Origin of the sequence: Chelativorans sp. YIM 93263 (genome assembly GCF_028767125.1) — a bacterium.
In the GTDB taxonomy this organism is placed as follows: domain Bacteria; phylum Pseudomonadota; class Alphaproteobacteria; order Rhizobiales; family Rhizobiaceae; genus Chelativorans.
The window spans coordinates 1-20848 of the sequence record NZ_JAKCWP010000015.1; the positions used below are offsets into that span (position 1 = coordinate 1).

Genomic DNA, 20848 nt, shown 5'->3' on the forward strand with positions numbered 1-20848 from the left:
ATTGCGCGCGTGAGCTGCCGGATGGCTTCCTGGCTCGTCGTGGCATTGTATAGGTTGCACATAGCGCGGCAGTCTGCCTCAGGGCTTCGGAACAATCCAGACACTTGACGGCTTTGTGATTATGTTCCTATTCGTTCACTATGCCGCAAGGATACAGACCGAGCCGAGAAGCGTTGCGAGTGATGCTGAGCGATCGGCGTGATTTCCTGGTCCGCGTCCGTTGCTGTGGCACCCGTTATTATGTTCCGGACGATCTAATCAAGGTGTTTGGCGATTGCCCGGTCCTCTTGCTGCATGAGCGTATCCGGAAATGCGAAGATTGTGGATCCCGCGAGTTCCTTCAAGTCAGCTTGGATTACCCTACGGCCGCGGAGCGCGCCGAGATCCGCGTAAGGCGGCTCATGGAAGTAAAAACATATCGGCGCCCCATCTGGCGTGATGAATCTGCCTGAACGATGCCCCCGGTCGATCCTCTTGTGATCAACACGCTCGGAGCGGTGATCGGCGGCGGCTACAGCATCACCGTCTACTGCTACAGCCTGGGGTGCCAACATAGTTCCAAGCTCGACCTTTTGGAACTGGCCGAGCGGCTAGGCCGCGAGCATGCAGCATGCATTGGGCTTTGGTTCCGCTCCTCAGATGCTCACAGTGTGGCGGGAAGAATGTAGGGCTGCGTCTGTTACCCCCAACCGGGGCACCCGGGGTCGAGAAAGCACAAGGGGAGATAAAGTTGCGCTCGCGAGCATCCGAATATCCTGAATGACCTCGATTACGACGATTGGCGGCAAGGGCGCTGCGCGAGCGGGGACGATTCAGAACTGCCCCTGTGACTGGTCGCGACCGACGTCAAGTGGTCTGGTGAATGAGCGTAAAGTTTGGATTTCGCGAGCTACATCCTGGATCGAACACCAACACGGATATCAAGAAGGCAGACATCAAGGCCGGCATCGCCCTGCCGGGCAGCCTGTCTATGCCGATTGCCGGGCTTTACGAGGTGCTAAACGCCTTCCGGTGGTTGTCGGGCGAACGCTGGCGATGAGGACCAGCGTCATTTAACGGCTGGGACATCCAGACTGGAGACGCAAGTATGAAGCGGGCCCCAGCTGCCAAGCATGATTGAGGTTGATCATGGCGGCTGACCGGCGGATCGGTTGAGGTCTGTTGCGACAGGAGCTGTTCCAACGAGTCAGAACAGAGAGAGTGGTTTAATCCCCGCACGAGCAACGATGTTGATAGCATCCCGTTCTTGCGGATGCGGAGGCCGCTACAGTAGGAATCTCGCGTCAGGCTCGACTGCTACGGACGAGACGGGTCCGGTTTTCATGCGATGTGTTATCGCCGCCGATGAGCGCTGTGATTGAGCGCTGTGATCGTGTCCGTGCATCTCTAAAATGGTTAGTCCCAGAGTGTGATGGTGATATGCGGGAGGGGTTAACCTGATGAATTCACTGTGTGGATGACGGGTAAGGCGGGGCGGGCACCTCAACGAACATGAATACGAACGAGGTCATCGCCAACCGTGCGCTCGAACTCTTAGAGGAGGCGCGGGGCAACTACCGAGTCGTGCACCCCAACGAGCACGTGAATTTCGGCCAGTCCACCAATGACGTCTACCCGACGGCGATAAAGCTGGCGGCGTGGTCCGGTGTACAGCGGCTTCTTGGCGCGATGGACGACCTACAACAGGCCTTCGCCGCGCGGCAGGTGGATTTCGGCGACGTTCTGAAGATGGGGCGGACGCAGCTTCAGGATGCGGTGCCGATGACGCTGGGCCAGGAGTTCGGTGCTTTCGCCCGGATGCTGGCCGAGGACCAGGAGCGGCTTTCGGAAGCCGGGGAGCTGATTTGCGAGATCAATCTCGGCGGAACGGCGATCGGGACCGGCATCGCCTCTCATGCCAGGTTCGGACCGATGGCCCGGGAGAAACTCGCGGAGATCACCGGGGTGCCGCTGGTGGCGGCCCACGACCTGATCGAGGCCACGCAGGATTGCGGTGCCTTCGTCCAGCTTTCCGGGGTGCTGAAGCGGATCGCGGTCAAGCTGTCGAAGATCTGCAACGACCTGCGCCTGTTGTCGTCGGGTCCGCGCGCAGGCCTGAACGAAATCAACCTGCCCGCCCGCCAGGCCGGGTCGTCGATCATGCCGGGCAAGGTGAACCCCGTGATCCCAGAAGTCGTGAACCAGGTTGCCTTCGAGGTGGTCGGGAACGATGTCACGGTCACGATGGCCGCCGAAGCGGGACAGTTGCAGCTGAATGCCTTCGAGCCGGTGATATTCCATGCGATTCACAACAGCCTGTCGCTGCTCACGGCAGGGTGCCGGACTTTGGAGAAAAATCGCGTGGCGGGTATTACCGGCAATCGCGATCTCCTACTGAAGCAGGTGGAGAATTCCATCGGTATCGTAACTGCCCTGAACCCGATCATTGGGTACCACGCTGCGACGGAGGTCGCGGTGGTGGCCCATCTCAGCGGGCGAAGTGTTCGCGATGTCGTGCTGGAACGTGGGCTTATGACGAAGCCGGAACTGGTTTTCGCGCTTCGCGTGGAGGCATTGACGAAACCGCGCGTCGCCTCGGCATGTTAGTTTCATCCCTATGAGTTCAGAAGATGATGATTGCTGCTCACCGTTGGCCATGGGAGCGGTGCGCGTCGCTGCCACGCTTCATGGGCATTGATGAATACGGCTTGGCGTCTTTCCCAAAGATGTGCTGAGCGTCTCCTACCGCTCGGCTGGCGAATTAGACCAGTTCCTATGGCGGATATTGTCTGTGGCCATGGCCAACCGGACAACGGCGCTGCTCCAGCATTGTCGCGAGAACCATGATAGCGCACCAGAATGTTAGTTAAACAACGATTGCGGAAGTTGATCCCGGCTGCCTCTCACCTGCGTTCGCCGCAGTTTGCATCTCACTGCCGCGTAACTCCTGCTCGATTGAACACGGGTAACAATACCGTCAATATCGAGTCGAGCGGGGACGACGTGTGTCCGCAGGAACGTTAATGGTAGCTTCGCGCCCCATCTCAGCCGTAGAGGTCAGCTACGCCTCTCCTAAAGCGGACGCCGACGTGGCAGTAGTTTTGCGAAGCATGAAACAGGGACCTCATAACGCTCATGTGCGAAAGCCGTGAATAAGTTGAGCAGAAGATATTCCAGCGAGGGAAGAGCGCCGGATCAGGCGAGCATGCGGGTGTTGCCGCAGACAGATACCGCTTCGCCGGAGATCGTCCGCCCCGTACGCCCGGCGAGAAAGAGCGCTTGCTCGGCGATTTGTCCCGGTTCGACATATTCCTTTATGGAGGTATAGGAAAAGGCTTCCGCCTCCACTTCCGAGAAACTTCGGCCCTGACGCTGCGCCTTTGCCTCAAGAACGCGCCGCTGCCGGTCGCCGGCCACGAGGCCGGGTAGGATGGCGTTGACGCGGATCTTGTCCTCGCCGAGTTCGATTGCCAGCGACTTTGTCAGCCCGATGACCCCCCACTTCGCCGCGGCATACGGCGTACGGAGGGCAAATCCCATGCGGCCAGCGAGCGATGAGATATTGATGATCGAGGCGTTGTCGGATTGCCGCAGGGCGGCGACGGCCTTGGCGGCAGCGAGGAACTGCGTCGTTAGGACAATCCTCAGGCAGCGGTCCCAGTCGCTCAGGTCGATGTCTTCGATGCGTGCCGTCGGCCCGGCAATCCCGGCATTGTTGACCAGGCAGTCCAGTCCGCCGAGCTGGGCGACCGCTTCGTCTATGAAGGCGGTGAAGGCGTCTGCATTAGCCACATCGACCTGCTTTGCGAAAACGCCGTCCGGAAGGGTCGCCAGAGCCTCCCTGTCGATGTCACAGGTCGCCACGCGCGCGCCCTCGCGCAGGAAGGCCTCGGCAATCGCCCGGCCTATGCCGCCAGCGCCGGCCGTGACGATGACACGTGCGCCCTGCAATCCCAGTTCCATGCTCATGTTTCCTCCTGCCCAGACGTATCGGAAAGGGCGTTTTCGATGATCGATGCCGCCGCCGTCTCGATATCGCGTTGAAGCGCGCGCTCGGCCGCGACTTCGTCACGGGCTTCTAGGGCGGCGATCAGATCGATGTGAGCGGCGAGGGAATGCGAGTTGCGAATCCTGCGGGACGGCAGACCGATGTCGAGATTGATCATGGGGCCGGCCCGCAGCCAATTCATGGCGATGATGCGCGCCAGCGTCGGCGAGGCCGCCGCTTTGTAGATCCTGAAGTGAAACCGCTGGTTGACCTTGACGGGATCGCGTGACGAAGGGGTGCTCATCGCCTTTGCGAACTCGTCGTTCATCTCGCGCAGCTCGGCGAGATCATCCTCGGTCAGGTTGTGTGTAGCCTTCCTTACGGCCCGTCCTTCGATGAGGAGGCGCGCGTCGGTGAGATCCCGGAAATCCTCGATGGAGAGTTGCGGCACCACGATCGCGCGGTTGCGTTCGATGGACAGCGCCCCTTGGGCCACCAGCCGACTCACTGCTTCGCGAACGGGCATTGTTGATACACCGAGCTGCTCGGCAAGATCACGGATCGACGTCCTGTCCAACGGCTGGAGCGTCCCGTCCCAGAGCATCTGCGCCAGGGTGTCCTCTACCTGCATAGATAGCGAGCGTTCGCGAATTGGAAGACTGCCTACAGCTGAAAAGTTCATCTGTTTTCCCGTTGACTGGACGATAATTTGTTCTTTATGATCTGAGATCACAGTCGTCAATCTCGGAGGAGATAAACCACCTCGCCAAAGCGAATCTCGGACAAGGGACTATTTCATTAAGGGAGGAAACAATGACTGAAAAATGCCTGAACCGGCGGCAACTTCTCGCGGGATCGACCGTCGTCCTCGGAACGCTCGCTGCGCCGGCGATTCTCAGGGCCCAATCCAGCCCTATTCTTCTCGGGCATCTGACGCCCAGAACCGGCTTTCTCGGTCCGATGGGCGAGTATGCCGTAATGGCGGCGGAACTCGCGGTCGAGCAGATCAACGCAGAGGGCGGTGTGCTCGGGCGGCAGATCGAACTCATCAAGGAAGACTCGATCAATCCGCAGACGGCGACCAGCAAGGCCGAGCGCATGATCGAGCGGGACCAGGTCGCCGCCATTCTTGGAGAGATTTCGTCGGCCTCCGCTCAGACCATCGGACAGGTCACCAACCGGCTCGACCGCATTTTCATCAACACGGGGGCGAACTCGGATTTCCTGCGTGGCGAGGGTTGCCAGCGCACCATGTTCCACACCGAGGCGCAAAACGTAATGTATGTGAATGCCGAGGGGCAGTATTTTCTCGAGCAGGGACTGGTGAAGGGGAAGAAGTGGTACATGCTGAGCGCCGATTACGCCTTCGGCCACGACTTGCGAAAGGGTGCGCTCGCATTCACTGAGAGGGAAGGGGCCGAGGTTGTCGGCGACGATCTGGTGCCGACCGACGCGGCCGATTTCTCCTCGTATCTACTGAGCATCAGGGCGGCCAATCCGGATCTGGTCGTTCTCAATCTCGCCGGCACACAGCAGTCGAGTTTTTTCAAGCAGTTTGGCGAGTTCGGCTTCGACTACACGCTCGGCGGCTTTGACTATAACACCATCCTGGCCTGGGCGGCCGGCGTGGACAATTTCCGCGGAACCTGGCCCTGCGTGTGGACGCACCAGGTGCAGACGGACGGCTCCCAGCAATTTGCCACGCAGTTCACGGAAAAGTACGGAAAGCCGCCGGAGAACCAAGCCTATTCGGATTTCGTCGCGATGAAAATCATAGCCAAGGCCATTGCTGAGGTTGGTGGGACGAAAACCGAGGACCTCGTCACCTATTTTGAGAGCGAGGAGGCCGAGTTCGACATCCTGAAGAGCCGCCCGGGCCGTTTCGACCCGGCAACGCACCAGCTCCTGCAAGAGGTCTACGCCGTGACGGCCGTCAAGCCGTCGGAAGCGAAGAACGAGTGGGACATTTTCACAACATCCGGACCGCTGCCAGCCGCGGAAAAGCCTCTCACGGAGCTAACGAAGGGGTCCGTCGGGGGTGAATGCACGTTCGGCTGAACCTCGAAATGCCGGCGCCGCCCCTCGCGGCGCCGCTCTCCCCACGAGCAAAGCGAAACCACCATGCTGACGGTCATGCTGTTCCTGTCGCAGCTGCTAAACGGACTGCTCGACGGCTTCTATTACCTGCTCATCGCCCTTGGATTGTCGATGATTTTCTCACTAGGCGGGATCGTCAATCTCGCCCATGGCGCGTTCTTCGCAATCGGCGCTTACGCAGCATTTGTGCTGACGCCCTATATCGGTTTCTTCGGAGCGCTGATTATGGGACCGCTGCTCGTCGCGGCGCTTGGCATGCTGGTGGAGCGCGGCCTGTTCACGCGCTTCTACAGGATCGACCCCATCTATTCCTTGCTTCTGACTTTCGGCCTGGCGATGATCATCGAGCAGGCGCTGCGCTGGTATTTCGGAGCATCACCGAAGGCTTATTCCATGCCCGACATCCTGCGCGGGCAAGTCTTCGTCGCTGATTTCATCTATTCGCGGTATCGGATATTCCTGATCGGAGTGGCGGTCGCCGCCGTCGGCGCTTTGTGGTTGCTGCTCAACCGGACGGCTTTTGGACGCATCGTGCGCGCCGGCATTCAGAATCCCGAGATTTTGGGAACGCTCGGCATTTCCCTACGGCCCTATCTTTCTGCGGTCGCCGCCATTGCCATCGGCCTGGCCGGGCTGGCCGGCGTGTTGCTTGCACCGCTCTACCCGGTACATCCATCGATGGGCGCCGAGGTCGTCACCGCCGCGTTCGTGGTGGTTGTCATCGGCGGTCTCGGCTCTTTCTGGGGTGTGGTCTGGTCGGCCCTGCTTGTCGGCGTCGTCAAGGGTACGATGATCGGTCTCGGACTATCGTCCTATTCGATGCTCGCCATTTACCTCCTCATGTTCGTCGTTCTGCTCCTGCGTCCCCGCGGGCTGATGGGCGAACGCATCACGCGGTTCGAGTAAGCCCATGCGCAAGAACACTCCTATGCTTTTTGCCGGGGCGAGCCTCTGCGTCCTTCCTTTCGCACTCTCCCTCACGGGGCTCACTTCCAGCACCGCGGCGGAAGTGGTCATCTTCGCGCTGGCCTGCATCGGGCTGAACGTGCTGGTGGGGTACACGGGTCTTGTCTCCTTCGGTCACGGCGCATGGTTCGGCCTCGGTGCCTACGCAAGCGCCCTTGTGGCACTTGCGTTGCCTGGGGTGCAAATCATCGTGCCGCTGCTCGCCGGTGTCATGGTGTCTGCCCTCGTTGCGACCGTGTTCGGGTCCCTGATGCTGCGCCGGCGCGGCGTTTATTTCTCCCTGATGAGCCTAGCCCTCAGTGCCATGGCGTTCCAGCTCTCCTACCGCTGGACAGAGGTCACGGGCGGGGAAAACGGGCTGGGCGGTGTCGAGAGGCCTATGATCGGGCCGATGGATCTCAACAATGATGTCGTCTTTTACGTATTCGTGGCCATCATCGCCCTTATGGTTACGTGGCTGGTGTGGCGGTTTCTGCGCTCCCCCGCCGGAACCGTGCTTGCCGCCATTCGCGAAAACGAGGGGCGGGCGCTTGCGCTCGGCTACAGGGTTGCGCGCTACAAGCTGACGGCTTTTGTTATCTCCGCCTCCGTCACCGGCCTCGCCGGAGGACTGCTCCTGTTCAAAAACCGCTTCACATCGGCCGAACCGATGTCGGTCATATTCTCCGGCGAGTTGCTCGCCATGACGGTGATCGGCGGGATGCGCGGCTTTCTCGGCCCGGCGCTCGGGGCGCTGTTCTACATCATCTTCCGTGAATACCTTTCGATCTATACGGAGGACTGGCTGCTGTGGTTTGGCGTCGCCTTTGTCGCCTTCGTGTTGTTCGCCCGCGAGGGCCTGATCGGCATCGCCGCGCAGTTGCGCGACCGCTTCTTTCCCGGTCCTGATCTGAATGCCGCCATGGCAGAGAGGCGGATCGAGAAACGCGATCTGCCGGCCTCGCTGAAGAACACGGATGCCGGCAGTGAGACGGTTCTGGTCGCGGAAGAGATCTCCAAGCAGTTCGGCGCTTTCAAGGCCGTGGACGGGGTGGACCTAGCTGTCCGGGACAAGACGCTCCACGCCCTCATCGGGCCAAACGGGGCGGGGAAGACAACCGCCTTCAATCTGCTCACGGGCATTATGGCCCCTACCGCCGGCAGGGTTCGGCTTTCCGGGATCGAGGTTTCCGGGATGGGCGCGGACGCGATCGCCGATCTCGGACTCGGGCGGTCCTTCCAGATAACCAACCTCTTCCCCGAGCTTACCGTGGCCGAGAATATGCGTCTCGCGGTCCAGGCCCGCCACGCCTCGCGAATGAATGCCTTCCGCAGTGCCGATACCGTCGAGGAGGTTCACGGCGAGGCCAAAGAGATCATCGACTGGGTGGGACTGGCCGGCATGGAGACAGCACGCGCCGATTCACTTTCCTACGGGGGGCAGCGCCTCCTGGACCTCGGGCTCGCCCTGGCGACGAAGCCGCGCATTGTTTTGGCGGACGAGCCTCTGGCGGGGCTTTCCGAATCCGAGCGCGAACGCGTTGGTTTTCTCATCAAGGAAGTCTCGAGATCAATCCCGGTTCTGCTGGTCGAGCACGACATTGATCGTGTGTTCGACCTCGCCGACCATGTAACGGTGATGAACGAGGGCAGGGTGCTTCTCGACGGCTCCGTGGAGGAAGCGCGGACCTCCCCCGAGGTCCGCGAGATCTATATCGGTTCAGGCAGCAGCGCGGTGGCGGCCGCGGCCTTGGGCGGAGCGGCATCCGATGAGCCGATCCTTTCCATGGAGGGTGTTAATGTCCATTACGGCAAGAGCCACATTCTCCACGATGTCTCGCTTGACATCCATCGGAACGAAATCCTGGCGCTCCTTGGTCGCAACGGCGCGGGCAAGTCGACGCTCCTGAAGGCACTGACGGGCATCGCACCGGTGAGTTCCGGCACGATCAAGCTGCTCGACACGGAGCTTTCCGGCATGTCAAGCGCACGGATTTCGCGCTCCGGCATTAGCTATGTACCGCAAGGCCGCGGACTCTTTGCCGGCATGACCGTGCGGGAGAATCTTGAGCTCGGGCGTATCCGCCGGCAGACGGGCGAGGGCACGCATTGGTCGATGGAGGAGATACTCGAATATTTCCCACGCCTGGCCGAACGGCTCGATACGGCGGCCGACCGCCTTTCGGGCGGGGAGCAGCAGATGGCGGCCGTCGCCCGCGCGCTGTCCGGCGATACGCGGGTCCTGCTCCTGGACGAGCCTTTCGAGGGTCTAGCGCCAGCGGTGGTGGAGCAGCTTTTCCTGACCTTTGACAAGCTGCGGGAAACCCTGTCGATCGTTATTGTGGATCACAACCTCGACCTTGCCCTCGCCTTGTCCGATCGCACGGCCGTGCTCGAAATGGGGCGTATTCAGCACGAGGTCCCCTCGCACGACCTGGAGGTGGACCTTGATCTGCGGCGTAAATTGCTGTGGATGTGAAGGAGGGATAATGACACACATTGCCATCGTGGGTGCCGGACTGATCGGCCGGTCCTGGACCTTTGTCTTCGCCCGGGCGGGGATGAACGTCACTGTCTGGGACAAAGAGCCGTCGGTTCTGGAAAGGCTTGAGGAAGACCTGACCGCGATGATCGACATGGCCGCCGCGCACGGGCGGGCGGGTGGTGATCCTGCGGCGCTGAAATCGCGCATCGAAGCGCGGCACGCGCTTTCCGACGCGCTGGAACGAGCCGAACTCGTCCAGGAGAGTGGCCCGGAGGTGCTGGAGATCAAGCAGAAAATATTCCGAGAGCTCGATCGTCTAAGTCCGGCATCGGCGATCATCGCATCCTCCAGCTCTGCGCTGATGGCCTCGCAATACGCCGAAGGGCTTTCCGGGTGTGCCAGGTGTCTCGTCGGTCATCCGGTGAATCCGCCGCATCTCGTTCCGGTCGTCGAGTTGTCGCCAGGGCCGGAAACGGCCACGGAAACGGTGGATCGGGCGGAGGAGATCTATCGCGCGGCAGGACAGGTTCCCGTGCGTTTGTCGCGCGAGATCGATGGCTTCATCCTCAATCGCCTTCAAGCGGCGATCTTGGCCGAGTCGCTACGCCTGATTTCCGAAGGTATCGTGTCGGCGGAAGGACTGGACGACACGATCCGGCACGGTCTCGGGCGCCGCTGGGCGTTTATGGGGCCGATGGAGACGATCGCGCTCAACGCGCCCGGGGGAATTGAGGACTATCTCGCACGCTACGGGCCGATGATGGCTCGCCTAGCGGACGATTGCGCGCGCGGTGAAGCATTCACGCCCGGGGCGGCAAGAAAGATCGCCGAGCACTTCGGAGAGCCTGAACCGGCGGACGTGCGACGGCGCCAGGCGTGGCGCGACGGAGAACTTGCCGCTCTCGACCGACACCTCATTAATCGCCGGTCTTCCGGTGGCACTTGACGAATTAGCCCGAGTGTTCAGGCGCGGCGTCGGTACACGTGCGGATGAAGTCGATATGGAAAACAACGCCAGAAGGATCGGACCATGGCCAGAAATCGAAAGGTCGTCATCACATGCGCCGTGACGGGCGCCATCCACACGCCTTCCATGTCGCCCTACCTTCCGGTAACGCCTGAAGAAATTGCCGATGCCGCGATCAGCGCGGCCGAAGCGGGCGCTGCTGTCATTCACCTGCACGCGCGCGACCCGCGCGACGGAAGGCCGGACCAGAGCCCGGAAGCCTTCGCGCTTTTTTTGAAAGTCATCAAACAGGCCACGAATGCGGTCGTGAATATCACCACCGGCGGAGCACCGACAATGTCGATAAGCGAGCGCATTCGCCCGGCCGTTACCTACAAGCCGGAACTGGCGTCGCTGAACATGGGCACGATGAATTTCGGCCTGTTCCCCATGCTCGACAGGTTCAAGTCGCTGCAGCACGAGTGGGAGCGGGACTATCTGTCCAACAAGGACATCATCTTCCGCAACACCTTCGGCGATATCGAGCATGTCCTGACCGAAGTGGGTGCGGCAGGAACGCGCTTCGAATTCGAGTGCTACGACACGGCACATCTCTACAACTTGAAGCATTTCCACGACCGGGGCTTGGTAAAGGTACCGCTCTTCATTCAGACCGTCTTCGGGTTGCTGGGCGGGATCGGAGCCCACCCGGAAGACGTCCTGCACATGAAAAGGACGGCGGACCGGCTATTCGGCGATGATTATCGCTGGTCGGTACTGGGCGCGGGAAAGAACCAGCTTTCCGTTGCCGCAATCGCGGCGTCGATGGGCGGGAACATCCGCGTGGGGCTGGAGGATTCGCTTTGGGCGGGGCCCGGCAAGCTGGCGCAGACTAATGCCGAGCAGGTGCGATCCGCCCGCCAGATCGTGGAAGGCCTTGGCCTCGCCGTCGCAACCCCCGACGAGGCGCGCGAAATGCTGGCGCTGAAGGGCGGCGACCGGGTCGAATTCTAGAAAGAGGATCAAAGCCTCATGGCTGTCGAGTACCTGAAGCGCGGGCGAGCCGAAGAAGCCCGCATCGAAGAGGATCGCGGTGTTCGCGAGATCGTGGAAGCGGCGCTGGCCGACATCGAGGCGCGCGGAGACATCGCCGTTCGTCAGATGAGCACCAAGTTAGACGGTTATGCGCCGGAAAGCTTCCGCCTGACAGAGGCCGATATCGAGGCGCTGATCGCTCGCCTGTCGAAAACGGAACGCGACGATATCCTTTTCGCGCAGGCCCAGGTGCGCCGTTTTGCTGAGGCGCAACGGGCGAGCATGACGGATATCGAAATCGAGACCCTGCCGGGCGTCATACTTGGGCACAGGCACATTCCCGTCCAGTCGGTGGGCTGCTACGTGCCGGGCGGAAAGTTCCCGATGGTCGCCTCCGCGCATATGTCGGTGCTGACGGCTGCCGTGGCGGGCGTGCCCCGCATCGTGGCGGCAACCCCACCCTTCAGAGGAGAGCCGAACCCGGCCGTCATCGCGGCCATGCATTTCGCCGGCGCGCACGAAATTTATGTTCTCGGCGGCATCCAGGCCGTTGGGGCGATGGCGCTCGGCACGGAGACGATCGACCCGGTGCACATGCTCGTGGGGCCTGGCAACGCGTTTGTTGCCGAGGCCAAGCGCCAGCTTTTCGGGCGCGTCGGGATCGACCTGTTCGCCGGACCAACCGAAACGCTTCTCATTGCCGACGAAACGGTCGACGCCGAACTTTGCGCGACCGACCTCCTGGGACAAGCCGAACACGGCTACAATTCTCCCGCGGCCCTGGTGACGAATTCGCGCAAGCTCGCCGAAGCGACCCTTACCGAGATCGAGCGCATCTTAACCGTGTTGCCGACGGCGGAAACGGCCGGCACGAGCTGGCGCGACTACGGCGAGGTGATCCTCTGCGGCAGTCACGAAGAGATGCTCGCGGTCGCCGAGGAGATCGCCTCCGAGCACGTCCAGGTGATGACGGATCGCGATGGCTGGTATCTTGAGCGTATGACCGCGTACGGTGCCCTGTTTCTCGGGCCGCGGACCAATGTGGCCAATGGCGACAAGGTGATCGGCACAAATCACACGCTGCCCACGCGGAAGGCCGGCCGCTATACCGGCGGACTCTGGGTAGGCAAGTTTCTCAAGACCCATTCCTACCAGAAGGTATTGACCGACGAGGCTGCCGCCGCAATCGGCCGCTACTGCTCGAGATTGTGCCTGCTCGAAGGGTTCGTCGGTCATGCCGAACAGGCCAATCTACGCGTCCGCCGATATGGCGGAGATAACATACCGTATGGGGAGGCGGCCGAATGACCCCTATGCCCGATTTCTCTCTCAAGGGGCGCAACGCCCTTATCACCGGTGCGGGGCGGGGGATCGGCCGCGCCATCGCTGAAGTCTACGCGCAGGCGGGGGCCAGTGTCTGGCTTGTCGCTCGGACCGGCGCGGAAGTCGAAAATGTTGCGGAGACGCTCCGCGGCGAAGGGCTCGACGCTCAAGCCGCCGCAGTGGACGTCACCGACGCCGCAGCGTTTCGGAATTTCGTCTCTTCCCTTCCGCGCCTCGACATCTTCGTGAACAATGCGGGTACCAACAGGCCGCGGCCCTTCGTTGAGGTGACAGAGGACGATTTCGACCTCGTCGCCGGGCTCAATTTCCGGGCCGCTTTCTTTGCGCTTCAAACCGTCGCCCAGCACATGATCGACAATGGCGGCAAAGCCTCCATCATCAACATGTCCTCGCAGATGGGCCACATCGGCGCCAGGGACCGCTCACTCTACTGTGCGACCAAATGGGCGATCGAAGGGCTCACCAAGGCGACGGCGATCGAGCTCGCCCCGCATGGCATCAGGGTTAACACCATCTGCCCGACCTTCATCGAGACGCCGCTGACGCGCGCCTATTTCGAGGATGAGACATTCCGCGCTCACTGCCTGAACATGATCAAGCTCGGGCGTATCGGCGTGCCAACGGACATTACGGGAGCGGCACTCTACCTCGCCTCGGACGCTTCATCGCTGATGACCGGCAGCCACATACTGCTGGACGGGGGATGGACCGCCGAATGAGCAGGGAAAGCGTGCAACTGGGCGTTGGTGCGTGAATTCGGAACTGCACACAATTCCGGTCTTTGATGCACCTTCTATGTGGTTGCACCCGCTTGAGCACATCCTTGCACCGCGACGGGACCGCTTGAATTGAGGGGACATCGCGGGCGGTTATGCGCGTGACCGCTTTGTCTGATGTTTTCTGGAATGGACAATCGAGCCGTTCTTGGTCATCATCGCGGCTAACGGGAACACAAAAACAACGGGGGTAGACATGAAAATCGTGAAAGCACTCCTCGCCGCGGGCGCAATCCTTGCGCTGACGCTATTGCCGACGCGCGCCGTCACACCTGACGACACGCTGGTCATGGCCTCGCAGATCGACGATGTCATTACGCTAGACCCTGCCGAAGTCTTCGAGTTTTCCGCCGCCGAAATGGTGGGCAACTCCTATGAGCGGCTGATCGGCTACGATCTGGACGACGTCTCCGATATCTTTGGTGTGGTTGCCGAATCCTGGGAGGTGTCCGAGGACGGAAAGACCCTCACCTTTACCGTTCGCCAGGGCAAGACCTTTGCCTCGGGAAACGAGCTTACGGCTGAGGATGTCGTCTTTTCACTGCAGCGCGCGTTGAAGCTCGACCTGTCCCCAGCTTTCATCCTGACCCAGTTCGGCTTTACCGCCGACAACGTCGAGGAAAAGATCGTTCAGACGGGCGATTACGAATTCACCTTCGAGATGGACCAAGCTTACGCGCCCACCTTTGTGCTCTACTGCCTGACGTCGACCGTGGCCTCGGTGGTCGACAAGGATCTGGTGCTGGAGCACGAGGTCGACGGTGATCTTGGGCATGAATGGCTGAAGCGCAACCATGCCGGTTCCGGTCCCTTCGCGATCCGCCAGTGGCGCCCGAACGAGGCCGTCGTCATGGAGCGCAACGAGCACTACGAGCCCGAGGTGCCGCTCGCCCGCGTCATCTATCAGCACGTGCCCGAGAGCTCGACGCAACGCCTGATGCTGGAGCAGGGTGACATCGATATCGCCCGTGATCTGGGACCGGAAGAGCTCCAAGCGTTGGAGCAGCTCGACGGCATCAAGATTCAGAGTGGCGTCAAAGGCGGCCTCTACTATCTCGGTCTCAATCAGAAGAATGAATATCTGTCGAAGCCCGAAGTGCGCCAGGCGCTTAAGTATCTAGTCGATTACGACGCGATCGCAGACACGATCATGGAAGGGCTGGCCGAGGTGCATCAGTCCTTCTTGCCGACCGGCCTGCTGGGATCCGTGGAGGACACGCCGTTCTCGCTCGACGTCGAGCGCGCCAAGGAATTGCTGGCGGAAGCTGGGTTGGCCGAAGGTTTCTCAATTACCATGGACACACGCAACACTTCGGATATCACCGGCATGGGCGAAGCGATCCAGCAGACATTCGCGCAGGCCGGCATTGATCTCCAGCTCATTCCCGGCGATGGCGCACAGACCCTGACCAAATACCGCGCCCGCGAGCACGACATCTATATCGGCCGCTGGGGCCCCGACTATCAGGATCCCCACACTAACGCTGACACCTTTGCTGCCAATCCGGACAATTCCGACGATGCGGCGGCAAAACCGCTCGCCTGGCGAAATGCATGGGACATCCCCGAACTGACGAAGAAAACGCAATCCGCAATCCTGGAGACCAACACGGAAGAGCGTGCACGGGTCTATGAGGGACTGCAGCGCGAGGTGATGGACAGGGGGCCGTTCGTGATCATGTTCCAGGAGATCGAGGTGATGGCGATGCAGGACAACGTCAACAACTTCATCATCGGCCCGTCCTTCGATTCGAACGAATTCGGCGAAGCCAGTAAGGACTGATCCGGCCATATGAGTTCCGTCAACAGTGGCTATGAGGGGGGAGGGCGCACACGCGCCCTCTTTTCCGGTCTTGGCGCCATCGGCCGCGTTCTTTCCATGGTGGCGATCACTATTCTTGGTCTGCTCGCCGTCACATTTTTCATTAGCCGCGTGGTGCCGATCGACCCTGTGCTTGCCGTTGTCGGCGACCGGGCGCCCCCGCATGTCTATGAGCGTGTGCGCGAGGAGATGGGCCTTCACCTGCCTGTTTGGCAACAGTTCGCGATTTATGTCACCAACGTGCTGAGCGGCGATCTCGGTACATCGGTGCTGACCTCGCGACCCGTCGCGCAGGATATTGCGCGCTACTTCCCGGCGACCTTGGAGCTTGCCACACTTGGCACACTGATCGGTACCGTGCTGGGCGTGCCGCTTGGAGTGCTAGCGGCGGTACGGCGCGGGCATTTTATCGATCACCTTGTGCGGGTGGTCGGACTTGTTGGGTATTCCGCTCCGATATTCTGGCTCGGCCTTCTGGGCCTTCTTGTATTTTACGCCAATCTTGGCTGGGTGGGCGGACCCGGCCGGCTCGATATCAGCTACGAATACATGCTCACCCCGGTCACGGGCATGGTGCTGGTGGACGCAGCGCTGACCGGCGATTGGGCGGTGTTCCGCAACGCCATCTCCCATATCGTCCTGCCGGCCTCGCTGCTCGGCTATTTCTCACTTGCCTATATCAGCCGCATGACCCGCTCATTCATGCTCAACGAGTTGTCGCAGGAATACATCATCACTGCGCGCGTGAAAGGAGTTTCGGAGCAGCGCATCATATGGGGCCACGCCCTGCGCAATGCCCTCGTGCCGCTGATCACGGTAATCGCGCTCTCCTATGCTCACCTGCTCGAAGGCTCGGTCCTGACGGAGACCGTCTTCGCCTGGCCAGGGCTTGGACGCTACATCACCAATTCGCTCCAGAATGCGGATATGAGCGCTGTCCTCGGCGGCACGCTCGTGATTGGCGTCGTCTTCGTGGCGATCAATATCCTCTCGGATCTCCTCTACCGTCTCTTCGACCCGAGGACACGCTAACATGACAGGTACCTTCGAACGAACCCAGACGCTTCGCGAATGGCTGACCGACAACGAGCCGTCCTCTCGTACGCAGGCACGGTTTGGCCGCGCGTATCTCTCGTGGCGGTCCTTGTCGCGCAATCCGCTCGCCATGCTCGGTCTCATCGTGGTGGTTGGTTTGATCCTCGTCGCGATATTCGCCGATCAGTTGGCCACCCAATCGCCATTCATCGGCGGAGACTTGAGAACCGAGCGTCTTCAACCGCCAAGCGCCGAGCACTGGCTCGGCACGGACAGTCAGGCTCGGGACATCTATTCACGCCTCGTCCATGGCTCACGGCTGACCTTGATGATCGTCGTGCTCGTGACCGTGATTGCCATGCCGGTCGGATTGCTGATCGGTACAGTGGCGGGCTATGCTGGCGGTTGGCTTGATTCCGTGCTGATGCGCATCACCGATATTTTTCTTGCCTTCCCGCGCCTTATCCTGGCGCTTGCTTTCGTGGCTGCGCTTGGGCCGGGCATTGAAAACGCTATTATCGCCATCGCCATTACTGCCTGGCCGCCTTATGCGCGGATCGCACGCGCGGAGACGCTGACTATCCGCAACAGCGACTTCATTGCTGCGGTGAGGCTCCAGGGCGCGTCTACTCCGCGGATTATAGCCCGTCACATCATGCCGCTCTGTTTGCCTTCCGTCATCGTCCGGGTCACGCTCGACATGGCCGGCATCATCCTCACAGCGGCAGGCCTTGGCTTCCTAGGACTCGGCGCGCAGCCGCCCATGCCAGAATGGGGGGCCATGATCGCTTCCGGTCGGCAATACATCATCGATTATTGGTGGGTCGCCACCATGCCTGGCATTGCGATCTTCGTCGTGTCGCTCGGCTTTAACCTGCTCGGCGACGGTCTGCGTGACGTTCTCGATCCGAAGGCTGCACGATGAAAGAGCAAGCGCCGTTGCTGGAAGTCGAGAACCTCAATGTCCGTTTTCATCTACGCACGGGCACAGTGGAGGCGGTGCGCGGCGTTTCCTTCTCCCTCGGGCGCGAGCGACTGGGCATTGTCGGCGAATCTGGTTCGGGTAAGTCCCAGACCGGCCGCGCCATTCTCGGTCTCACCCCGCCGCCGGGCGAGATCACTGCCGATCGACTAACCTTCGACGGCATCGACCTTCTCTCGATCCCGCGGCGGCAACTGCGCAACCTGCGCGGCGGGCGCATGACCATGGTCATGCAAGATCCGAAATATTCGCTGAACCCGGTCATGACTATCGGCGATCAGATGATCGAAGCATACCGGGCACATAAGCGAGCCAGTCGGAAGGAGGCGCGCGAGAAGGCGTTGGAGATGCTGGAAGCGGTGCAGATGCGCAATCCTGGCCGTGTCTTTTCGCTTTACCCGCACGAAGCTTCGGGCGGCATGGGCCAGCGCGCAATGATCGCCATGATGCTCGTCACCGATCCCGATTTCCTGATTGCCGATGAGCCAACCTCCGCTCTCGATGTCACCGTACAGCAGGAGGTTCTGCGCATTCTGGATAGACTGGTCGCTGAACGGGGCATGGGCCTGATCTTTGTCAGCCATGACCTCCGTCTGGTCTCCTCATTCTGCGACCGCGTTCTTGTCATGTATGGGGGCAAAGTTATGGAAGAGCTTGCTTCGGGCGATCTGGAATCGGCACACCACCCCTATACACGCGGGCTGATGAACTGCCTCCCGGCCCTTGAGGGTTCCGCTCATCCCCTTCCCACATTAAGGCGCGATCCGGCATGGACCGAGTGATGATCGATATTCGCGACCTTTCCGTCGTCTTCGGCAGCGGCAATCTGCGGGTGGAAGCGGTGAAAGGGCTCAGCTTGCAGGTTGCCGAGGGCGAATCCTTCGGCCTCGTCGGGGAGTCGGGCTCCGGCAAATCAACCGTCCTGCGCGCCATCTGCGGCCTGGCACCTGTTTCCGGCGGAACGATCGCCATTGGTGAAAAGCCGGTTTCCGTCCCACGCAAGCGCGATTTCTTCGCTACGGTTCAGATGGTTTTTCAGGATCCTTACGGGTCCCTGCACCCGCGTCAGACAGTTGACCAGATCCTTTCCGAGCCGCTCGCCATCCACCGCATGGATAATCGCGATAAGCGTATCGTCAGAACGCTGACAGATGTGGGCCTGGGCCCGACGTTTCGCTTTCGCTTTCCGCATCAGCTCTCGGGCGGTCAGCGCCAACGGGTTGCAATTGCCCGTGCGCTGATTCTTGACCCCTCGGTGATCCTCCTCGATGAGCCCACCTCCGCGCTAGATGCGTCCGTACAGGCCGAGATCCTCAATCTTTTGGAGCTGCTGCGCAAAGAGCATAACCTCACCTACATTCTCGTGAGCCACGATCTGGCGGTCGTCGCGCATCTCTGTGACCGTATGCTCGTCATGCGCAACGGGACGATGGTGGAAGAAACCGATACTGAGCACCTGCGCGCCGGCGAAGCAAAGACGGCTTACACCCGCGCGTTGATGAAAGCCACGGAGGGCTTCACGCGCGCGGAGCCCGCAACGCGGACTGAGTTACAATGACTGATGAGATCGCGGTCTTCGACGGCCACAACGATTCACTTCTCAAGCTTTATCTCGATGACGGTTCGGACCCTATAGCCAGCTTCATCGAAGGGCGCACGGACGGACACATCGACTTGCCGCGCGCCAGGAGCGGCGGCTTGGCCGGAGGACTTTTTGCCATCTTCGTCCCATCGCCCGAAAAGGGTGCGGACGCGGATTCGATGATGCGTCAACCGCAGTATGACGTGCCTAAGCTCGAGACGCCGGACGGCGGCGCGGCGATTGCCGCTACGCTGGCAATGGCTGCGACCCTGTTCCGGATCGAGGAGCGGTCGGAGGGGAGGCTCAAGGTTTGCCGGACCGCCAGCGAGATCCGCCACGCGAGGGCAGCCGATGCTCTTGCTGCCGTTCTGCACATCGAGGGCGCGGAGGCGATCGACCGGGATTTCCGCAATCTGGAGGTGCTTTATCAGGCCGGGTTGCGCTCGCTCGGCCCCGTTTGGAGCCGTCCTAATGCCTTCGGCCACGGGGTACCTTTCCGCTTTCCGTCCTCGCCCGATACTGGCCCCGGGCTAACCGCTCTCGGCCGGGAACTCGTGCGCGAATGCAACCGTCTCGGGATCGTAATCGACCTGTCGCACATCACCGAGAAAGGCTTTTGGGACGTGGCGGAACTGACTCACGCGCCGCTGGTCGCCTCTCATTCCAACGCGCATGCGATCAGCCCGCATGCGCGCAACCTGACCGACAAGCAACTGGATGCCATCCGCGAAAGCGGCGGCCTGGTGGGCATCAATTACGCGACGGCATTTCTGCGCCCCGACGGCCGGATGAACGCGGATACGCCCCTCGATGTCCTCCTGCGCCACGTTGATCATCTCGTCGAAAAGCTCGGCATCGATGGCGTGGGATTGGGATCCGACTTCGACGGCGCCGTCATTCCGCAGGCTATTGGCAACGTTGCCGGCCTTCCCAGGCTGCCATCTGCACTCGCCCAGCACGGTTATTCCGCCGAAGAGATCAGGAAAATCTGCTTCGACAACTGGCTTTCAGTGCTGGAAAGAAGCTGGAAGGCCGAATGAGCCCTGCAGGTTCTCCCCACTGAGCATCTTTGCTGCAAATCCCGCTTTGTTTGTCGTCGGTCCAATAGAGATCGCGCCCCAAGGCGTTGTCACATAAACAAGCGTGAGATTTTGGCTCAGCCGCGGCGGCATGAATACGCCGACCGGTGGCTTTAAGCGTCACCCTTTCCCGCCGAGATCATCACTTACGCAGTTTGGCTTTACTACCGGTTTGCGTTGAGCCTGTGCCGTGTCGAGGAATTGCTTCTCGAACGCAGGATTGTGGTTTCCTACGAGGCGCTTGGAATGATGGTTTTCGGCGGCGCGACGGCTCCTGCGGTGTCGGCCGACAGGCGCCTTGTCGCCGAAGCAAGCGGCCGGATCGCAGTCCAGATGGCCGCAAACGACCTGACGCCCGACAAGATTATGACGGCTGAGGCTTTCCAGAACGCCCTTACGGTCCTCTTGGCGGTCGGCGGGTCCACCAACGGGCAAACGGTTAGCTAAGATGAGCTAATCAGCTCGTTGATGGTGCCGCGCAAAATCAATGGCTTGGTGCGCAGGTTCAACCAGTTGTAGGCTATGAGCGCGGCTGGTGCATGCTGAAGCGTTTCGAGGGCGTATACTCGCTCTCTTGTCGAACAGATGTGTAATCAATCTCCCTGAGGTCGGGAAAAGGAGCAGTCGATGGAGATAGCCTGCCGCGTTCTCTTGCCGATAAGGAAGCTTGGAAGTTCGTCGGGCTACTCTCGGGGATTTCAGAAAACCTGTTGAACCGCTATGCTTCCAAAGAAGCGTCACACCTGCTTATGC

At 60.8% G+C, this 20848-nt stretch carries 17 protein-coding genes and 2 pseudogenes; 17 read left to right on the forward strand and 2 right to left on the reverse strand.

The window, feature by feature from the left end:
- The first annotated feature begins 862 nt into the window (after window positions 1-862).
- Together LY631_RS19965 and LY631_RS19970 are read left to right on the forward strand one after the other, a co-directional pair.
- Complete coding sequence (locus tag LY631_RS19965) at window positions 863-1039, forward strand: hypothetical protein (protein ID WP_274427371.1); 177 nt, start codon at window positions 863-865, stop codon at window positions 1037-1039.
- A gap of 428 nt (window positions 1040-1467) precedes the next feature.
- Window positions 1468-2586 (forward strand): annotated as a pseudogene (locus LY631_RS19970) (aspartate ammonia-lyase); the annotation flags it as partial.
- Window positions 2587-3174: 588 nt separating this feature from the next.
- Here LY631_RS19970 and LY631_RS19975 read toward each other — a convergent pair.
- Together LY631_RS19975 and LY631_RS19980 are read right to left on the reverse strand one after the other, a co-directional pair.
- Window positions 3175-3942 carry an SDR family oxidoreductase gene (locus tag LY631_RS19975; protein ID WP_274427399.1) on the reverse strand — a complete coding sequence of 256 codons (768 nt, stop codon included), beginning with the start codon at window positions 3940-3942 and terminating at the stop codon, window positions 3175-3177.
- Window positions 3943-3944: 2 nt separating this feature from the next.
- Window positions 3945-4649 carry a GntR family transcriptional regulator gene (locus LY631_RS19980; RefSeq protein ID WP_274427372.1) on the reverse strand — a complete coding sequence of 235 codons (705 nt, stop codon included), beginning with the start codon at window positions 4647-4649 and terminating at the stop codon, window positions 3945-3947.
- Window positions 4650-4780: 131 nt separating this feature from the next.
- Between LY631_RS19980 and LY631_RS19985 the strand changes: the two genes are divergently transcribed.
- The 15 genes and pseudogenes from LY631_RS19985 to LY631_RS20055 all read left to right on the forward strand — a co-directional run bounded on the left by LY631_RS19985 (window position 4781) and on the right by LY631_RS20055 (window position 20542).
- Entirely contained in the window at window positions 4781-6025 is a 1245-nt protein-coding gene (locus tag LY631_RS19985; protein WP_274427373.1) for an ABC transporter substrate-binding protein, read from the forward strand.
- 66 nt (window positions 6026-6091) lie between these two features.
- Complete coding sequence (locus LY631_RS19990) at window positions 6092-6970, forward strand: branched-chain amino acid ABC transporter permease (RefSeq protein WP_274427400.1); 879 nt, start codon at window positions 6092-6094, stop codon at window positions 6968-6970.
- A 4-nt stretch (window positions 6971-6974) separates the two neighbouring features.
- The gene (locus LY631_RS19995; RefSeq protein ID WP_274427374.1) at window positions 6975-9488 is read left to right on the forward strand and encodes a branched-chain amino acid ABC transporter ATP-binding protein/permease; all 2514 of its coding nucleotides are present in this window, start codon (window positions 6975-6977) and stop codon (window positions 9486-9488) included.
- Window positions 9489-9498: 10 nt separating this feature from the next.
- Complete coding sequence (locus LY631_RS20000; protein ID WP_274427375.1) at window positions 9499-10440, forward strand: 3-hydroxyacyl-CoA dehydrogenase; 942 nt, start codon at window positions 9499-9501, stop codon at window positions 10438-10440.
- Between the two features lie 84 nt (window positions 10441-10524).
- A complete protein-coding gene (locus LY631_RS20005; RefSeq protein WP_274427376.1) occupies window positions 10525-11454 on the forward strand; it encodes a 3-keto-5-aminohexanoate cleavage protein in 930 nt (309 codons plus the stop codon).
- An 18-nt stretch (window positions 11455-11472) separates the two neighbouring features.
- A complete protein-coding gene (gene hisD, locus LY631_RS20010) occupies window positions 11473-12783 on the forward strand; it encodes a histidinol dehydrogenase (RefSeq protein ID WP_274427377.1) in 1311 nt (436 codons plus the stop codon).
- Window positions 12780-13538, forward strand: a complete 759-nt coding sequence (locus tag LY631_RS20015; RefSeq protein ID WP_274427378.1) for an SDR family NAD(P)-dependent oxidoreductase — start codon at window positions 12780-12782, stop codon at window positions 13536-13538. The genes hisD and LY631_RS20015 overlap by 4 nt, the downstream gene beginning before the upstream one ends.
- A gap of 253 nt (window positions 13539-13791) precedes the next feature.
- Entirely contained in the window at window positions 13792-15378 is a 1587-nt protein-coding gene (locus LY631_RS20020) for an ABC transporter substrate-binding protein (protein ID WP_274427380.1), read from the forward strand.
- 96 nt (window positions 15379-15474) lie between these two features.
- On the forward strand, window positions 15475-16449 hold the full coding sequence (locus LY631_RS20025) for an ABC transporter permease (RefSeq protein ID WP_445082924.1): 975 nt from the start codon (window positions 15475-15477) through the stop codon (window positions 16447-16449).
- Window position 16450: 1 nt separating this feature from the next.
- Window positions 16451-17377 carry a nickel transporter permease gene (gene nikC, locus LY631_RS20030; protein ID WP_274427382.1) on the forward strand — a complete coding sequence of 309 codons (927 nt, stop codon included), beginning with the start codon at window positions 16451-16453 and terminating at the stop codon, window positions 17375-17377.
- The gene (locus LY631_RS20035) at window positions 17374-18216 is read left to right on the forward strand and encodes an ABC transporter ATP-binding protein (protein ID WP_274427384.1); all 843 of its coding nucleotides are present in this window, start codon (window positions 17374-17376) and stop codon (window positions 18214-18216) included. Before nikC ends, LY631_RS20035 begins: the two co-directional genes overlap by 4 nt.
- Window positions 18216-18992 carry an ABC transporter ATP-binding protein gene (locus LY631_RS20040; RefSeq protein ID WP_274427385.1) on the forward strand — a complete coding sequence of 259 codons (777 nt, stop codon included), beginning with the start codon at window positions 18216-18218 and terminating at the stop codon, window positions 18990-18992. The genes LY631_RS20035 and LY631_RS20040 overlap by 1 nt, the downstream gene beginning before the upstream one ends.
- Window positions 18989-20056, forward strand: coding sequence for a dipeptidase (locus tag LY631_RS20045; RefSeq protein WP_274427386.1), 1068 nt, complete (start codon window positions 18989-18991; stop codon window positions 20054-20056). Before LY631_RS20040 ends, LY631_RS20045 begins: the two co-directional genes overlap by 4 nt.
- 177 nt (window positions 20057-20233) lie before the next feature.
- A pseudogene (locus tag LY631_RS20050) lies at window positions 20234-20338 on the forward strand (IS6 family transposase); the annotation flags it as partial.
- Between the two features lie 6 nt (window positions 20339-20344).
- Window positions 20345-20542 (forward strand): dihydroxy-acid dehydratase domain-containing protein, encoded by a 198-nt coding sequence (locus LY631_RS20055; protein ID WP_274427401.1) that lies wholly within the window; start codon window positions 20345-20347, stop codon window positions 20540-20542.
- The last annotated feature ends 306 nt before the right edge of the window (window positions 20543-20848 follow it).

What these genes read in the sequence shown, in the direction of transcription:
- LY631_RS19965 (WP_274427371.1), top strand. Translation starts at nt 863, where the DNA reads ATGAGCGTAAAGTTTGGATTTCGCGAGCTACATCCTGGATCGAACACC.
- LY631_RS19975 (WP_274427399.1), bottom strand. Translation starts at nt 3,942, where the DNA reads ATGGAACTGGGATTGCAGGGCGCACGTGTCATCGTCACGGCCGGCGCT.
- LY631_RS19980 (WP_274427372.1), bottom strand. Translation starts at nt 4,649, where the DNA reads ATGAACTTTTCAGCTGTAGGCAGTCTTCCAATTCGCGAACGCTCGCTA.
- LY631_RS19985 (WP_274427373.1), top strand. Translation starts at nt 4,781, where the DNA reads ATGACTGAAAAATGCCTGAACCGGCGGCAACTTCTCGCGGGATCGACC.
- LY631_RS19995 (WP_274427374.1), top strand. Translation starts at nt 6,975, where the DNA reads ATGCGCAAGAACACTCCTATGCTTTTTGCCGGGGCGAGCCTCTGCGTC.
- LY631_RS20000 (WP_274427375.1), top strand. Translation starts at nt 9,499, where the DNA reads ATGACACACATTGCCATCGTGGGTGCCGGACTGATCGGCCGGTCCTGG.
- LY631_RS20005 (WP_274427376.1), top strand. Translation starts at nt 10,525, where the DNA reads ATGGCCAGAAATCGAAAGGTCGTCATCACATGCGCCGTGACGGGCGCC.
- hisD (WP_274427377.1), top strand. Translation starts at nt 11,473, where the DNA reads ATGGCTGTCGAGTACCTGAAGCGCGGGCGAGCCGAAGAAGCCCGCATC.
- LY631_RS20015 (WP_274427378.1), top strand. Translation starts at nt 12,780, where the DNA reads ATGACCCCTATGCCCGATTTCTCTCTCAAGGGGCGCAACGCCCTTATC.
- LY631_RS20020 (WP_274427380.1), top strand. Translation starts at nt 13,792, where the DNA reads ATGAAAATCGTGAAAGCACTCCTCGCCGCGGGCGCAATCCTTGCGCTG.
- LY631_RS20025 (WP_445082924.1), top strand. Translation starts at nt 15,475, where the DNA reads ATGGTGGCGATCACTATTCTTGGTCTGCTCGCCGTCACATTTTTCATT.
- nikC (WP_274427382.1), top strand. Translation starts at nt 16,451, where the DNA reads ATGACAGGTACCTTCGAACGAACCCAGACGCTTCGCGAATGGCTGACC.
- LY631_RS20035 (WP_274427384.1), top strand. Translation starts at nt 17,374, where the DNA reads ATGAAAGAGCAAGCGCCGTTGCTGGAAGTCGAGAACCTCAATGTCCGT.
- LY631_RS20040 (WP_274427385.1), top strand. Translation starts at nt 18,216, where the DNA reads ATGATCGATATTCGCGACCTTTCCGTCGTCTTCGGCAGCGGCAATCTG.
- LY631_RS20045 (WP_274427386.1), top strand. Translation starts at nt 18,989, where the DNA reads ATGACTGATGAGATCGCGGTCTTCGACGGCCACAACGATTCACTTCTC.
- LY631_RS20055 (WP_274427401.1), top strand. Translation starts at nt 20,345, where the DNA reads ATGGTTTTCGGCGGCGCGACGGCTCCTGCGGTGTCGGCCGACAGGCGC.